This is a genomic window from Streptococcus mitis (genome assembly GCF_047464965.1).
Lineage (GTDB): Bacteria > Bacillota > Bacilli > Lactobacillales > Streptococcaceae > Streptococcus > Streptococcus mitis_DU.
This window is the reverse complement of record NZ_JASHAT010000009.1, coordinates 1-15889: the sequence shown is the minus strand read 5'-3', so window position 1 is coordinate 15889 and position 15889 is coordinate 1. Positions and strand designations below refer to the sequence as shown.

The following is a 15889-nucleotide window of genomic DNA, read 5'->3' as shown; positions in this document are numbered from 1 at the left end:
ATGGATAAAGATTTGAGAAATATCCTCTTTTCCAAGTTTGAGACATCCCAACTATCTTTAAGAAATCGGATTGTAATGAATCCAGTTCCAACAGGATTTGTAGAAAGTGGTGTTCCCAAACCAGAAATTGCCGAGTTCTATAAGCGAAGAGCAAAAAATGTAGGGCTATTTATTATAGGCGCTATAAATATTGAGCATGAAACTGCTACTAACAATGAAAATATACCAAATATTTCAACCAGTCGTGATATTGAGGTATGGAAACAAGTAACCAAGGCAATTCACCAAGAAAAAAGTAAGGCTATTGCTGAGCTTTGGCATAGTGGGAGTTCAAGAGCATTTTCAAAAACTGATTTATCTCTTAAGGTCTCTACTCCATCTGGATACATTGGAAAAAAGAAAGTGGGGTCACCTTTATCAGTTGAAGAAATTAACCTTATTGTCCAAAAATTTGCTGAAGCCGCCAGAAAAGCTCAAATATCTGGTTTTGATGGAGTTGATATTCATGCTGCACACGGTAGTTTAATTCATGATTTTTTAACAGCAGAGACCAACCAGAGAACTGATGAGTTTGGTTTTAAAAATAGAACTTACTTTGCAGAAAGAGTTATTAAGGAATGTAGAAAAGTTGTTGGGGACAATTTTCCGATTTTCATTCGCCTATCAAATTTTAAAAGTTATGATCCTACTGCAAAATTAGCAAAAACTTTAGAGGAATTAAAACAAATCATAATACCAATTTCAAATGCAGGTGTTGATATCTTTGACTGCTCTGAAATAAACTATACAGATTCTGCTGTCACTGGAAAATCAGGCAATTTATCATACTGGGTGAAAAAAATTGCAAATAAGCCTACAATAACAACTGGAGGCATAGGTTCACCTGAAATTCTATACAAAGATATTCCAACACTTATTACAGAAATAACATCACAACCTAAAATGTCATATCTTCATTTACAAAGGAAAAAGGCACAAATTTTTTACTCGAATAATTTAGTTTCTGATTTTAAAGAAGGAGGGTTTGATTTACTTGCTTTTGGTCGTCCTCTATTGATAAATGAAAATTGGTTTGATGAAATAACGGAGGAAGATTGATGAAAAAAACAAATACAAAAGCGCCAGCTTATCTACTTTTTATTCTTTCACTAGGATACATTATGGCGGTCCTAGATACAACCGGAGTGGTTCTTGCTGTTCCCCATATTGAAACAGCTATGAGAGTCTCATTAGAGCAATCCATTTGGATTATTAACGCCTATACACTAGCTTTAGGGTCTTTACTCCTACTTTCAGGAAATCTAACAACAAAATATGGTGCTAAACGAATTTTATTAATTGGAATGACAATTTTTACACTATCCTCGTTTGGGTGCTCTTTTTCACCAAATATTGAAACATTAATTATACTTAGATTCATTCAAGGTTTCGGTGCTTCTTTGTTTATGCCAAGTTCATTAGCACTTTTATTCATTTCATACCCCGATTCTACTAAAAGAGCACGTATGTTAGGAATCTGGACAGCAATTATTTCTGTTGCAACCGGTACTGGTTCTTTTATTGGTGGACTAATAATTAACTACTTCGGATGGAGGGGTATTTTCTTGGTCAATATTCCATTTGGAATTTTGACAGTAATTTCAATATTACTTCTCGTGAAAAATAATATTGCCAATCTAAAGACCAGAATTGACATCTTTAGTAATATATTTCTGGTTACAACTATCGGAAGTCTAGTTATTTACCTTGTTGGAGGGAATCAATATGGTTATAGTAACTCAAATCTTTTATTGTTTCTTCTCCTATTTATATTATTTGCTATTGGTTTAGTAGTCCACGATAAAAAAAGTAAAGCACCTATTGTTCCCCACCAACTATTAAAAAATGCTAAGTTTATTGTCTCTAATCTATTAGGTTTAGTAGTTAACATTTCACTATATGGCATTGTTTTGGTGCTAGGACTCTATTTTCAAACTTATTTAAACCTTTCCTCAATGGTTTCTGGACTCCTCATTCTACCAGGAATGATTGTCTTAATTATTGGTAATTTATTTTACGCACGTGCTGTAAAACGATTTTCCGTGGGAAGCCTCGCTACTGTCTCAATTATTTTTGCCATTGTAGGAGCAGCAGGAATTTTTGGAATTGGAGTTCTTTTTCATGAAATTCAACTATACATCCTAATTCCTTTATTTTCTTTAATGAGTCTAGGTATCGGAGTGTTAACTCCAGCAACTACAACCATTCTTATGGAAGCTGCTGGTCAAGAATTATCTGGAATTGCTGGTGCAACTCTAAACGCTAACAAACAGATTGGTGGACTTTTTGGTACAACAATTATGGGGATTGTAACTACTAATTTATCCCATGATTGGAATATAGTCATCGTTATCGCATTTTTGGTTAACGTGATAATGTATATTGCTACTTGGTTAATTGCTAGTCGTTACCTTTATGGAAAAGAATAAAACTAAACAGAACGCAATCAATTTAAAAGTTGATTGCGTTTTATATTATTTCTCAGCACAATTACTCCAATCATCATAATTTGCTTAATAAATAACTCAATTACTTTTGTCGCAAAGATTGTAAAATACCAACTACCTCATAACCTTGATGAAACTGTGAAAAATGCATAAGCGTTAGTTCATATGATAAATTAGATAACACTCGTCGTGTTCCTTGGCTATCCTCAATATTGATTAAACTTCCCAAAAGAAGACCGTCATCATAATGAACTAGGCTACTATCAATTGCAATATCTCTTTTGAGTAGCTCTTCACTCATATCCTGAACCTCGCTAGCAATCGTTTCACTAGTCAAATCTTTTAAATCTTTTACTAACTGATAAGTAGTATAGATTGTATTTGATATATAATTAATGGCTTTTATTATACTTCCTGCGAAACTAAAATCCTAGTTCACGATTGATAATTCCAGCAATCAAATTCATTCGTAATCCAAAGCGTTTACGTCGATTTCGATAGCTTGTTGAAAACATTTTAAACGTTTTTACTTTGGCAAAAATATTCTCAACCTTGATTCTCTCTTTAGATAGCACATGATTATAGGATTTATCTTTAAGAGTTAGTGGCTTAAGTTTACTTGATTTCCTCGGAGTTTGCGTTTGTGAATACATCTTCATGATCCCTTGATAACCACTGTCTGCTAAGATTTTACCAGCTTGTCCGATGTTTCTGCGACTCATTTTGAACAACTTCATATCGTGGCAATAGTTCACTGCAATATCCAAAGAAACAATTCTCCCTTGGCTTGTGACAATCGCCTGAGCCTTCATAGCATGACATTTCTTTTTACCAGAATAATTGGCTAGTTGATTTTTTTAGGACGATTGATTTTTACCTCTGTTGCATCCACAATCACCGTATCCTCAGCACTAAGATGAGTTTTTGAAATCGTAAAACCATTTTGAATAAGAGTTGCTTCAACCCATTGACTCTGACGGATTAAGTTGCTTTCGTGAATACCAAAATCAGCCGCAATTTGTTCATAAGTGCGGTATTCTCGCATATATTGAAGAGTAGCCATGAGGAGGTCATCTAGGCTTAACTTAGGGGTTCGTCCACCTTTCGCGTGTTTACGTTGATAAGCTGTTTTTAACACAGCTAACATCTCTTCAAAAGTAGTGCGCTGAACACCAACAAGGCGCTTAAATCGTGCATCACTTAATACTTTACTTGATTCATAATTCATAGTTTTATTGTATCATATTTTTGTTTCGCAGGAAGTCTATTACTAATACCAACCTAAGGAAATAAAAAACAATTTCCCAAATTCCTGTTGAACTAACTGATTTACTTCAGTCATGGGAAAAGCAACAAAAAAGAGAACTAGCAAAATTTGGAATTATCCAATCTGATGAACAGTATGTCTTTACTTATATCGATATGAAGAGCAATGTTAACGGTCCACTACACTCTGACTACCTCACGTCATCCAGAACTAACACACGCTACACCTCATAAATTACGTCATACGGGTGCAACTCTTGCCAAACAATTTGGCACATCACTAGAGGACATTTCAGAAGCTCTAACACATAGCGATACAGGTACAACTCAGATTTATGTCAACACTTCTAATGTAGTTCCTATGGCCGTTGGTGAATTTGCCTACCGTAACCTTAAAAAGTAATGGTGTGAATTTTGCTAAAAAAACATCAAAAAACACCCCATGGTGTGAACCATGAAGTGTTGATAAATGCTGTATTGTAGCCGTTTCTTAACGTTTAGAGAACTGGCTAGCTTTACGAGCTTTCTTAAGACCTGGTTTCCTAAATACTTCGAGTACACTTATGGTATTGATACCTCTAAACAAGCGACTTTCTGGTTGGCTTCCTCTTAAACTGCCTTGTTACTAATATTTGAAATCCCCTTCTTTTTAGGGTACAATGGTAGAAATGAATTTTTGAGAGGATCAGAATGAAAAAACTAGCAACCCTTCTTTTACTATCCACTGTAGCCCTAGCTGGATGTAGCAACATCCAACGTAGTTTGCGTGGTGATGACTATGTAGATTCTAGCTTGGCTGCTGAAGAGAGCTCCAAAGCAGCTGCCCAATCTGCTAAGGAGTTAAACGATGCTTTAACAAACGAAAACGCCAATTTCCCACAACTATCTAAAGAAGTTGCTGAAGACGAGGCTGAAGTGATTCTACACACAAGTCAAGGCAATATCCGTATCAAACTCTTCCCTAAACTCGCTCCTCTAGCGGTTGAAAACTTCCTCACTCATGCCAAAGAAGGATACTATAACGGAATTACCTTCCACCGTGTCATCGATGGCTTTATGGTCCAAACTGGAGATCCAAAAGGGGACGGTACAGGTGGTCAGTCCATCTGGCATGACAAGGATAAGACTAAAGACAAGGGAACTGGTTTCAAAAACGAGATCACTCCTTATCTCTATAACATCCGTGGTGCTCTTTCTATGGCTAATACTGGTCAACCAAACACCAATGGTAGCCAGTTCTTCATCAACCAAAACTCTACAGATACCTCTGCTAAACTCCCTACAAGCAAGTATCCAAAGAAAATCATCGAAGCCTATAAAGAAGGGGGAAATCCTAGTCTAGATGGTAAGCACCCAGTCTTTGGTCAAGTCATTGATGGTATGGATGTTGTAGATAAGATTGCTAAAGCCGAAAAAGATGAGAAAGACAAGCCAACTACTGCTATCACAATCGACAGCATCGAAGTGGTGAAAGACTACGATTTTAAACTCAATGAAAATCAAAGAGCAAACTAGGAAACTAGCCGCAGGCTGTACTTGAGTACGGCAAGGCGACGTTGACGAGGTTTGAATTTGATTTTCGAAGAGTATTAAATCTTAAAAACCAAAAAATACAGTACCCACATTCGGTACTGTATTTCTTTTATCCTCATTTTTAAGTTAGATTATTAAAATCCCAGATTTGGTCCATCCAGCCTTCATAGAAGTCTGGTTCGTGACAGACCATAAGAATAGATCCCTTGTATTCTTTAAGAGCACGTTTGAGTTCATCCTTGGCATCCACATCCAAATGGTTGGTCGGCTCGTCCAGCACTAAAACGTTGTTTTCACGATTCATCAAGAGACAGAAACGAACCTTGGCTTGTTCCCCACCTGACAAGACCTGAATTTGGCTTTCGATATGCTTGGTTGTCAAACCACAACGGGCAAGGGCTGCACGAACTTCTGCTTGGTTGAGAGCTGGGAAGGCATCCCAGACAGCCTCTAGTGGTGTTTGACGATTGCCACCTTCTACTTCCTGCTCAAAGTATCCAAGTTCTAGGTAGTCACCGCGTTCCACTTCCCCAGCGATTGGTGGAATAATGCCCAAGAGACTCTTCAAGAGAGTTGTTTTCCCGATACCATTTGCCCCGATAATAGCAACTTTCTGATTACGTTCAAAGGTAAGGTTTAAGGGCTTTGTAAGTGGACGGTCATAACCAATCTGCAAATCCTTGGCTTGGAAGATAAAGCGCCCTGGTGTACGAGCTGATTTGAAATCAAAGGATGGTTTTGGTTTCTCACTTTGCAGCTCGATAATATCCATCTTATCCAATTTCTTCTGACGAGACATGGCCATGTTTCGTGTTGCAACACGCGCTTTGTTTCGAGCCACGAAGTCCTTGAGATCCGCAATTTCTTTTTGCTGACGTTCGTAAGCTGCCTCTAGCTGAGATTTCTTCATAGCATAGACTTCTTGGAACTGGTAGTAGTCACCAGAGTAACGCGTCAGCTGTTGATTTTCCACATGATAGACAATATTGATAACGTCATTTAGGAATGGAATATCGTGTGAAATAAGGACAAAAGCATTCTCATAGTTTTGGAGATAACGCTTGAGCCAGTCAATATGCTCAGCATCCAAGTAGTTGGTCGGCTCGTCCAACAGCAAGATATCGGGCTTTTCAAGGAGGAGTTTAGCCAAAAGCACCTTGGTTCTTTGCCCACCTGACAAAGAGGTTACATCTGTATCCATGCCAAAGTCCATAACACCAAGGGCACGCGCTACTTCGTCAATCTTAGCATCCAAGGTATAGAAATCACGACTCTCTAAACGATCTTGCAGTTCGCCAACTTCTTCCATGAGAGCATCAACATCCGCACCGTCTTCAGCCATTTCCATATAAAGGTCATTGATACGGGCTTCTGCTTTGAAAAGCTCATCAAAGGCTGTACGGAGAACATCACGCACCGACTGTCCTTCTTCCAAGACAGAATGTTGGTCTAAGTAACCAGCAGTCACATATTTAGACCACTCAACCTTTCCTTCATCTGGCAACATCTTACCAGTCACGATACTCATAAAGGTTGATTTTCCTTCACCATTAGCACCTACCAGACCGATATGTTCTCCTTTGAGAAGACGGAAGGACACATCTTCAAAAATTGCACGGTCACCAAAACCGTGACTCAAATTTTTAACTTCTAAAATACTCATTTTAATTCCTTATCTTGTTTTTATGTAGTTGTTTATAGAGGAACCAAGCCAGATAGCCACCCAAGGTATTGGTCCACAAATCATCAATCTCAAAGACGCGATTGAAATCAAAGAAAAGGTCCAAGACTAACTGCGTACACTCGATTCCAAGACTCACTAGAAAACTGAAAAGAAGAACTCTTTTTGTTTTCCTTAAGTTTGGAAGGAGATAAAGGAGTTGGAAAACAAGAGGAAAAAGCAAGAAGACATTGAGGATATTTTGTAAAAAAATCCAAAATAATTGTCCTACATCACTCACTTCGCCCAGTTTCCAAAGAGAATTGAAAGGAGTCAAAAGAAAAACCAGGCGTCCAAGATGCTGAATACCTGGAGTTTCCACCCCCACGGGAGATTGTTCTTGAGGAGTAAAGCAAAAATAGACAATGCAAATGCTATAGAAAATAACTCCCCAGACCAAAATATGATTATAAGTCTTCTTCATCATTAAGGATTGACTGCTGCGACTGCTTTCTGGCGGTCACGTTTCATTGTATTGGAACGCAATTGTCCACAAGCTGCATCAATATCTGTTCCGTGCTCTTGACGAACAACACAGTTAACCCCTTTTTTCTTAAGCGTATCATAGAAGGCCAGGACGCGCTCTTTGGGACTACGGCTATATTGGTCATGCTCACTAACTGGGTTATAAGGAATCAAGTTTACATAAGACAATTTCTTGATGTTCTTGAGCAATTCAGCCAATTCCAAGGCTTGTTCTACACCGTCATTGACTTCATTGAGCATGATATACTCAAAGGTCACACGACGATTAGTTGTCTCAATGTAGTACTCAATAGCCGCAAAGAGTTTTTCAATCGGAAAGGCACGGTTAATCTTCATGATGCTTGAGCGCAATTCATTGTTAGGTGCGTGAAGGGAAACGGCAAGATTAACCTGAACACCTTCATTAGCAAAATCACGAATTTTATGGGCCAAACCTGAGGTTGAAACCGTAATGTGACGAGCACCGATGGCCATTCCCTTGTCATCATTGATAGTACGAACGAAATTCAAGACATTGTTGTAGTTATCAAAGGGTTCACCAATCCCCATGACAACGATATGGCTGACGCGTTCGTCCTGACCACGCTCATCAAAGTATTTCTGAACCAGCATGATTTGCGCTACGATTTCACCGTTATTGAGGTCACGTTGTTTCTTAATCAAACCAGAAGCACAGAAGGTACAACCGATATTACAGCCGACCTGAGTGGTCACACAGACTGACAAACCATAGTGTTGACGCATGAGTACTGTCTCAATTAACATACCATCCGGCAATTCAAAAAGATATTTAACTGTCCCATCAGCAGACTCTTGAACGATACGTTGTTTCAAGGGATTGACCACAAACTGGTCATTAAGCTTAGCAATCAAATCCTTTGAAAGGTTAGTCATTTCTTCAAATGACTGGACACGTTTACGGTAAAGCCATTCCCAAATTTGGTCTGCACGGAATTTCTTTTCTCCCTGCTCCAAAACCCATTCCTGCATGGTTTGACGTGTTAAACTATAAATTGACGGTTTCATTTCTACTCCTTATTCTCTACTCACTTCTGACGAATGACAAAATGACGTTGCCCCTTGTCCTCTTTCTGAGAATGCTGGTCCTTCTGACGACGTCTATTTTTCTTATCTGCATTCGGTTTTCGTTTGGTTTGAGTCGATTTCTTTCCTTTTTTAGAAGGTGTTTCTTCTTCCTTCTTACGCATTTTCTTGTCAAATGATGCGCGCTTAGGTGCTTCATTTTCTAGGACAAAATAGGCACAACCATAACTACAATACTCTAAAAGATAGTCTTGTAAACGACTGATTTTTTCAAGTTTTTCTTCTGTTCGGTCATCCTTATAAAAACCTCGTAGGCGAAGCTGTTCGTTGCTCCAGTCTCCCACGATATAATCAAACTTGGTTAAGACTTCTGAAAAACGCTGATTAAAAGCCGTCACATCAAAGGCATCCTTGATATTTTCCACCAAGGAAAAAGCTATCCCTTCCGTTTCAACCTTGTCCCCGTGTAAATGGAACTCAGGACCAGGAAACTTGTTATAGTTGTATAATTCAGGTGCAATTTCTTTTCGCATAGATATCCTTTTTCCACGATTACTTAATACTTTATTCTACCATAATTTCTAGCACTTAGCACGTTTCTCATAAAAATGAAAAAAGTCTGACGATTTTGTCAGACCAAAATAATATAACCTTAAAAAGAGAAGAACAATTCTTCCCTCCATATATCATATCATTATTTAGCAGCTGCGTACAATTCATCTACTTTGTTCCAGTTGATCACTGAGAAGAAAGCTTTGATGTAGTCAGGACGTACGTTGCGGTATTTCACATAGTAAGCATGTTCCCAAACGTCCAAGCCCAAGATTGGTTTTTTGCCTTCTGAGATTGGTGTGTCTTGGTTTGCTGTTGAAGTCACTTCAAGTTTACCTTCTTTGTTGACAACCAACCATGCCCATCCTGAACCGAAACGGGTTGTTGCTGCTGCAGTGAATGCTGCTTGGAATTCTTCAAATGAACCAAATGTTTCATCGATTGCTGCTGCAAGTTCTGCTGATGGAGCTGTTTTCTCAGGAGTCATCAATTCCCAGAAAAGAGCGTGGTTCAAGTGTCCACCACCGTTGTTGATAAGTGCTTGACGGATATCAGCTGGGATAGATTCTACATCAGCAAGCAAAGCTTCAAGGTCTTCACCGATTTCAGGGTGTTTTTCTAGAGCTGCATTAGCATTGTTGACATAAGTTTGATGGTGTTTGTCATGGTGCAAGTGCATTGTTTCCGCATCGATGTATGGTTCCAAAGCGTCGTATGCATATGGAAGATCTGGTAAGATAATAGCCATCTGTAATACCTCTTTTTCTTTCTATATGAAAATGATAACGCAAACATTCACTTTTTTCAAGTTTTTTGCTTATAGATGAAGAAATCACTGAAATACTTTCTAATAAAACTCTTCGAAAATCAAATTTAAACCTCGTCAACGTCGCCTTGCCGTAGGTATAGTTACTGACTTCGTCAGTTTCATCCGCAACCTCAAAAACATGTTTTGAGCTGACTTCGTCAGTCTTATTTACAACCTCAAAGCAGTGCTTTGAGCAACCTGCGGCTAGTTTCCTAGTTTGCTCTTTGATTTTCATTGAGTATAAAATAAGCAAATCAGCAAGAAACCCACGACAAGATAATATTGACGCGGGATAAAAATTTTTTGAAATATGATTAATTTACCTGGCTAGCAATCTGTAGGAGTGCCTTTTCAAAAAGGAAACCTTTTTCATAAAGACCTGTCTTAATCTGATAGTCTGTCTCAATCAAATAGGAAATAGCTTGCTTCAAAAAGCTCAAAGAAAGTCCTCTTGAATCTCTCAGCGCAAACTTGATTTGATAGGGATTGGGATTGCGTCCGAGAAAACTTCCTAGACTACTTGCAATCTGAGATTCTGTTTGCCCAGATTCCGCCAAAATCTTCACCTGAGTAAAAGTCCGAAATTGTCCTAGCATGACGGCAATCAACTTAATTTCATCTTCACCTTGCAAGGTCAAGTCTCTAACCAAATCGAGCGCCTGATCCATCTTTTTAGTCAGAATAAACTGAGTTAAATCAAAAATATTGTCCTGCAAGGTCTTGGGAATTGCGTTAACAATATCCTCTTCCTCGATAACAGAGTCTTCTTTATAGGACTGTAAAAAGAGGAGATTTTTCTGGATTTCGCTAAATTGAAAACCAGACTTGATGAGGAGATTTTCAAAAGAATGATTGGCAAACTGCAGACCTTCTTTCTGGCTCCACTTTTGAAAATACTGACGCAGTTCTTGTTCTTTAGCTTCTACTGCATCGAAGACCTTGGCATCACGCTTAAGTAATTTAACCAACCGTCTTTTGCTATCCAGCTTTCCTTCTGCAAAGATTATCAACTTGGTTGTTGGTGAAGGATTGTCAAAGTATTCCTCAAATGACTTGAGCTCATCATCTGTCAAAAAGCGCTTTTTAGCAGTTGTGATATCGACAAAATGATCTAATATCACGATTTTCTCATCCGCAAAGAAAGGAAGACTGACCAACTCCAGTTCCACATCCTTGTAAACTACTTCTTTCATATCAAAGTAGGCAAAGTTGAGGTCGGCAGAATCATAACCAATCTGTTTCAATACTTGACTCTTCATCACTTCAAACTGACCCTGATCTGTCCCTGTAAATAGGCTCAGACTAGGTAAATTTGATAAAGTCAACTTCTGACTTTCTTCAATGGCTAGCATCTTCTCTCCTTTCTTCTGATTTTTTAATGAATTTAATCAATATAGCGCAATTTCCCACGGAAATCTTCTAGGCTTTCGTACCCTTTTTCCGCCATGATTGCTTTCAGTTCATTGGTAATACGATCAAAAGCACCAACTCCTTCTTTGTGAAGGGTAGTTCCCACCTGCACCATACTAGCTCCACAGAGGATATGTTCAAAGGCATCTCTACCAGTCAGAACGCCACCTGTTCCGATGATTTGGATTTGAGGATTTAAACGTTGATAAAAGGCGTGAACATTAGCTAGAGCAGTCGGTTTGATATACTCGCCACCAATGCCCCCGAAACCATTTTTAGGACGAATAACGACAGACTCATCTTCTATATAAAGGCCGTTTCCGATAGAGTTGACGCAGTTGACAAACTTAAGAGGATACTTATTGAAAATAGCTGCCGCTTGGTCAAAGTGAACAATGTCAAAATATGGTGGCAATTTAATTCCAAGAGGTTTGGTGAAGTAGGCAAATACCTCTGCCAAAATCCGGTCTGTTGTCTCAAAATCATAGGCAATCTGAGGTTTACCTGGAACATTTGGACAGGAAAGGTTTAGTTCAGTCAGACCACGAAACTCACTCTCTTGGACTTTTTTCAAGATAGTATGGGTTTCCTCTGGAGACATGCCGACTAGAGATAGGAAGAAAGTTCGGTTCGTCTCTTTTTCCTGCAAGTCCAAAAGGTAGTCCAAATAATAGTCTAAGCCATTATTTGGCAAGCCCATAGAGTTGATGGAACCAAGTGGAACATCTTGATAGCGTGGCTCAGGATTCCCCTGACGAAAGTCCAAGGTCGCTGTCTTAGTGACAAAGGTTCCTGCCGCTGAGTTTTTAACCCCTTCTAACTCCTCTATCGTCATACAAGCCACACCTGCTGCATTCATCAAACAATTGTCAAACTCAAAACCAGCAATTTGCGTTTTCGTTGATACCATGATTCTGATCCTCCAGATTCCTTTTATTGCTAATATTATACCATATTTTCAGATTTTCTCTTTGAGAAAGATATTTACAAGAAAAAGGTTCGTTTTTTATCTATTTTTAAAAAGTCTCAAAACTAAATTGATAGAATTTTTAGAAAATTTTTGTTTTTTCTCTTTACAGTTAAAAAAAATTCTGCTATAATGACACACATAATTAAATTAGAATTTAAGGAGAACGATATGACATCTGCTAAAGAATATATCCAAAGCGTGTTTGAAACTGTAAAAGCTCGTAACGGGCACGAGGCTGAGTTCCTTCAAGCTGTTGAAGAATTTTTCAACACTTTAGAACCTGTATTTGAAAAACACCCTGAGTATATCGAAGAAAATATCTTGGCACGTATTACTGAGCCAGAGCGCGTGATTTCTTTCCGTGTTCCTTGGGTTGACCGTGATGGAAAAGTTCAAGTAAACCGCGGTTACCGTGTTCAATTCAACTCAGCTGTTGGACCATACAAAGGCGGACTTCGTTTCCACCCAACTGTAAACCAAGGGATTTTGAAATTCCTCGGATTTGAACAAATCTTTAAAAACGTTTTGACTGGACTTCCAATCGGTGGAGGTAAAGGTGGATCAGACTTCGATCCTAAAGGTAAAACAGATGCTGAAGTGATGCGCTTCTGCCAAAGCTTCATGACTGAACTACAAAAATACATCGGCCCATCACTTGACGTACCTGCTGGTGATATCGGTGTTGGTGGACGTGAGATTGGTTACCTTTACGGTCAATACAAACGCCTTAACCAATTTGATGCTGGTGTCTTGACTGGTAAACCTCTTGGATTTGGTGGTAGCTTGATTCGTCCAGAAGCAACTGGTTACGGTTTGGTTTACTATACTGAAGAAATGCTTAAAGCTAACGGTAACAGCTTTGCTGGTAAGAAAGTGGTTATTTCAGGTTCTGGTAACGTTGCTCAATACGCTCTTCAAAAAGCGACTGAACTTGGTGCAACTGTTATCTCTGTATCTGATTCAAATGGTTATGTCATCGATGAAAATGGTATCGACTTCGATCTATTGGTTGATGTTAAAGAAAAACGTCGCGCTCGTTTGACTGAATATGCAGCTGAGAAAGCAACTGCTACTTATCATGAAGGTTCTGTATGGACTTACGCTGGAAACTATGACATTGCGCTTCCATGTGCGACTCAAAACGAAATCAATGGTGAAGCAGCTAAACGTTTAGTTGCTCAAGGCGTTATCTGTGTATCTGAAGGTGCCAACATGCCAAGCGACCTTGATGCCATCAAAGTTTACAAAGAAAATGGAATCTTCTACGGACCTGCTAAAGCAGCCAATGCCGGTGGTGTAGCCGTTTCAGCCCTTGAAATGAGCCAAAACAGTCTTCGCCTCTCATGGACTCGTGAAGAAGTTGATGGACGTCTCAAAGACATCATGACAAACATCTTCAACACAGCTAAAACAACTTCAGAAACATATGGTCTTGATAAAGACTACCTTGCAGGAGCAAACATTGCTGCCTTTGAAAATGTAGCAAACGCTATGATTGCACAAGGTATTGTTTAAGATTCATTTGCTTAATCCTCAATCGCTACGATTGGGGATTTTTATGTTGAATCCAAAAAACTCACCATTAACAGTGAGTTTTAACATCAGAATTTATTTTACTTTCATTAGGGCAGATGACAAACATTCAACAATCTCATCAACTGCTTCATCTATGTTTATAGTTCCTTCATCATTCAACATCATGGGAATAAGATAAGAAAAACTCAATGCTAAGATGTAACGAACAATTCTTTCATTTGACCAATTTAGAATAAGTCCCTTTTCTTTAAATTGATTTAAAACAGGGCTAATTGGTTCTATTATAGATTGAACAATAATATTTCCTAACTGGATAGAAAGATTTTTATCAATAAAAGAACGCCCCAAGAGAATTTTAACATGCATTTGGTTCTCCTGAATGAAAAAGAGCCTATCTCGAACAATACTTTTTAAAAAGAAGGGAAAAGTTTCCTGATCTACTGTGAATTTCTTTTCTGAGAAATCCGCAATCACTTCTGGAATAACCTGTTCTAGAAAAGTAGATAAAATGGCTTCTAAAATACCTTCCTTCGTTTTAAAGTAACTAAAAACAGTTCCTTCTGACACTCCAGCTCGTTCGGCAATAAGGCTGGATGTTGTATTCTCAAATCCAATTTCTGAGAATAATTTTAAGCTTGATAATAATACTCGACGTTGTTTCAAGCTCAAGTTGCTAACTTCTAACGTCTGAGCATACTTTTGTTCTAAACTTTCCATCGCTAGCACCTCTCTCCTACTCTCTTACTTTTACGACTTTTTTGCCTCGACTGTGTCCCATTTTCAGACTACGATAGGCTTCTCTAACTGACTTTAGAGAAAAGTCATACACTTGATCAATTTTCAGCTGAACCTTCCCGTCTGAGACCATTTCAGCTAAAGTGCTAAAATCATCGTATGTAGAATGTCTCGGACCAGTAAACTGAGCACCTTTTATCATAACATAGGGTGAAGGTACTAATGTCCCAATAGCTGTTCCCTTCAAACCTAAACTAAAAGCCAATCTAACATAATCAGATCCATAACAATCCAAAAACTTTGTAATAGGCGTTGGACTAGCTGATAGAAGAGCCTTCTTGATGTTCTCTTCGTAACTTACTGGTATGGCACCTAAAGACTTCAGATACTCTGCATTTTTCTTACTTGCTATTCCAATCACTGTCGACCCCTTAGCAACTGCATACTGTACTGCAATACTTCCAATACCTCCTGCTGCAGCTGAAATAACAACAGTATCTCTTGAATTTAAACCTATTCTTCTAAAAGCCCCACCCACAGTTAGAGCAGCTACTCCCATAGTAGCTGCGTGAGTCATGTCGATCATCTCTGGATTCAATACAATTTCTGATTCATTGACACAAATTTCTGTTGCTAAAGCTCCCCTCTTAGTTCCCAAACCAGGATCGCTAATCATTGTTCCAAACACCTTATCTCCTACTGAAAACCTAGTTACTTCATTTCCAACTTCTGTAATAACTCCAGAAAAATCTCTCCCCACACCTCTTGGAAATAAAGATGATTTGGATTCAAACCAACGACTTGGTTTCCGTAATTTCGTTATAAAAGATAAAAATCGAAGGGTTTTCGCTCCCTCAAAAGTTTTATAATCAATAGGATTTAAACCAACAGCATGAACTTCTACTCTCACCTGATTTACATCCAAGGCTGTAGAGTCGATCTTCAGCAAATCCAAGACCTCTTCGTTACCGAAACGACTATACTCTATTGCTTCAACAACCATTTTCTTTACTCCTTAATTTCACAAAAATTGAGTGAACACTCATTTTTATAAATTATACTCTTAATTTGTAAGAAAATCAATATTATCGTTTGATAACGATTTATAACATGATACAAATATCCATCATTTCGATTTACAAATATGATTCTTTCAATCTAACTCTCCTCACTTTTAAAGATTCCTTTCCATTTTTGCCCCATGGAATAAAAAAATAAAAAGGCTCTATAATATTTGTAGTGGGTAAATCCCCTATGGATATTATGGAGCCTATTTTGTTGTAGAAAAAAAGTCCCATAAGATCTATAATGAAAAGCGACAAAACAACTCATTAGAAAGATTC

At 38.3% G+C, this 15889-nt stretch carries 15 protein-coding genes and 1 pseudogene; 5 read left to right on the top strand and 11 right to left on the bottom strand.

Translation table 11 applies throughout. The annotated features are described in order from the left end of the window. Positions 1 to 1098 (top strand): oxidoreductase, encoded by a 1098-nt coding sequence (locus QM408_RS06935; protein ID WP_042901634.1) that lies wholly within the window; start codon positions 1 to 3, stop codon positions 1096 to 1098. Then, entirely contained in the window at positions 1098 to 2468 is a 1371-nt protein-coding gene (locus tag QM408_RS06930) for an MFS transporter (protein WP_061425175.1), read from the top strand. Before QM408_RS06935 ends, QM408_RS06930 begins: the two co-directional genes overlap by 1 nt. Before the next feature lie 100 nt (positions 2469 to 2568). On the opposite strand, the gene QM408_RS06925 is transcribed toward QM408_RS06930, so the two are convergent. Together QM408_RS06925 and QM408_RS06920 are read right to left on the bottom strand one after the other, a co-directional pair. Then, entirely contained in the window at positions 2569 to 2787 is a 219-nt protein-coding gene (locus QM408_RS06925) for a hypothetical protein (RefSeq protein WP_152639384.1), read from the bottom strand. Positions 2788 to 2908: 121 nt separating this feature from the next. Beyond that, a protein-coding gene (locus QM408_RS06920) for an IS5 family transposase (RefSeq protein WP_152639385.1) occupies positions 2909 to 3714 on the bottom strand; the annotation gives its coding sequence in 2 pieces (ribosomal slippage) (positions 2909 to 3337 and positions 3340 to 3714; 804 coding nt in all). A gap of 65 nt (positions 3715 to 3779) precedes the next feature. Here QM408_RS06920 and QM408_RS06915 point away from each other — a divergent pair. Then, positions 3780 to 4155, top strand: a pseudogene (locus QM408_RS06915) (tyrosine-type recombinase/integrase); the annotation flags it as partial. A gap of 287 nt (positions 4156 to 4442) precedes the next feature. Next, positions 4443 to 5267 (top strand): peptidylprolyl isomerase, encoded by an 825-nt coding sequence (locus QM408_RS06910; RefSeq protein ID WP_414374047.1) that lies wholly within the window; start codon positions 4443 to 4445, stop codon positions 5265 to 5267. A 139-nt stretch (positions 5268 to 5406) separates the two neighbouring features. Here QM408_RS06910 and QM408_RS06905 read toward each other — a convergent pair whose 3' ends face one another. From QM408_RS06905 to QM408_RS06875, 7 genes are all read right to left on the bottom strand, one after another. Next, positions 5407 to 6948 (bottom strand): ABC-F family ATP-binding cassette domain-containing protein, encoded by a 1542-nt coding sequence (locus tag QM408_RS06905; protein ID WP_414374045.1) that lies wholly within the window; start codon positions 6946 to 6948, stop codon positions 5407 to 5409. 1 nt (position 6949) lies between these two features. Continuing rightward, positions 6950 to 7432, bottom strand: a complete 483-nt coding sequence (locus QM408_RS06900) for a VanZ family protein (protein ID WP_414374043.1) — start codon at positions 7430 to 7432, stop codon at positions 6950 to 6952. After that, positions 7432 to 8517: a dual-specificity RNA methyltransferase RlmN gene (gene rlmN / locus QM408_RS06895; RefSeq protein ID WP_000804760.1), complete on the bottom strand. Its 1086-nt coding sequence runs from the start codon at positions 8515 to 8517 to the stop codon at positions 7432 to 7434. The genes QM408_RS06900 and rlmN overlap by 1 nt, the downstream gene beginning before the upstream one ends. Positions 8518 to 8537: 20 nt before the next feature. After that, complete coding sequence (locus tag QM408_RS06890) at positions 8538 to 9068, bottom strand: YutD family protein (protein ID WP_064276466.1); 531 nt, start codon at positions 9066 to 9068, stop codon at positions 8538 to 8540. A gap of 161 nt (positions 9069 to 9229) precedes the next feature. Beyond that, positions 9230 to 9835, bottom strand: a complete 606-nt coding sequence (gene sodA / locus QM408_RS06885) for a superoxide dismutase SodA (protein WP_006150800.1) — start codon at positions 9833 to 9835, stop codon at positions 9230 to 9232. Between the two features lie 374 nt (positions 9836 to 10209). Beyond that, on the bottom strand, positions 10210 to 11247 hold the full coding sequence (gene holA, locus QM408_RS06880) for a DNA polymerase III subunit delta (protein ID WP_247952873.1): 1038 nt from the start codon (positions 11245 to 11247) through the stop codon (positions 10210 to 10212). 32 nt (positions 11248 to 11279) lie between these two features. After that, positions 11280 to 12215: a dihydroorotate oxidase gene (locus QM408_RS06875; RefSeq protein ID WP_094753212.1), complete on the bottom strand. Its 936-nt coding sequence runs from the start codon at positions 12213 to 12215 to the stop codon at positions 11280 to 11282. A gap of 228 nt (positions 12216 to 12443) precedes the next feature. Here QM408_RS06875 and gdhA point away from each other — a divergent pair, with 228 nt between their 5' ends. After that, a complete protein-coding gene (gene gdhA / locus QM408_RS06870) occupies positions 12444 to 13790 on the top strand; it encodes an NADP-specific glutamate dehydrogenase (protein ID WP_000199543.1) in 1347 nt (448 codons plus the stop codon). Between the two features lie 93 nt (positions 13791 to 13883). Here the strand turns inward: gdhA and QM408_RS06865 are convergent, their stop codons facing one another. Further along, positions 13884 to 14528, bottom strand: coding sequence for a TetR/AcrR family transcriptional regulator (locus QM408_RS06865; RefSeq protein WP_020901488.1), 645 nt, complete (start codon positions 14526 to 14528; stop codon positions 13884 to 13886). Positions 14529 to 14544: 16 nt separating this feature from the next. After that, entirely contained in the window at positions 14545 to 15549 is a 1005-nt protein-coding gene (locus QM408_RS06860) for an NADP-dependent oxidoreductase (RefSeq protein ID WP_261150548.1), read from the bottom strand. Positions 15550 to 15889: the final 340 nt, after the last annotated feature.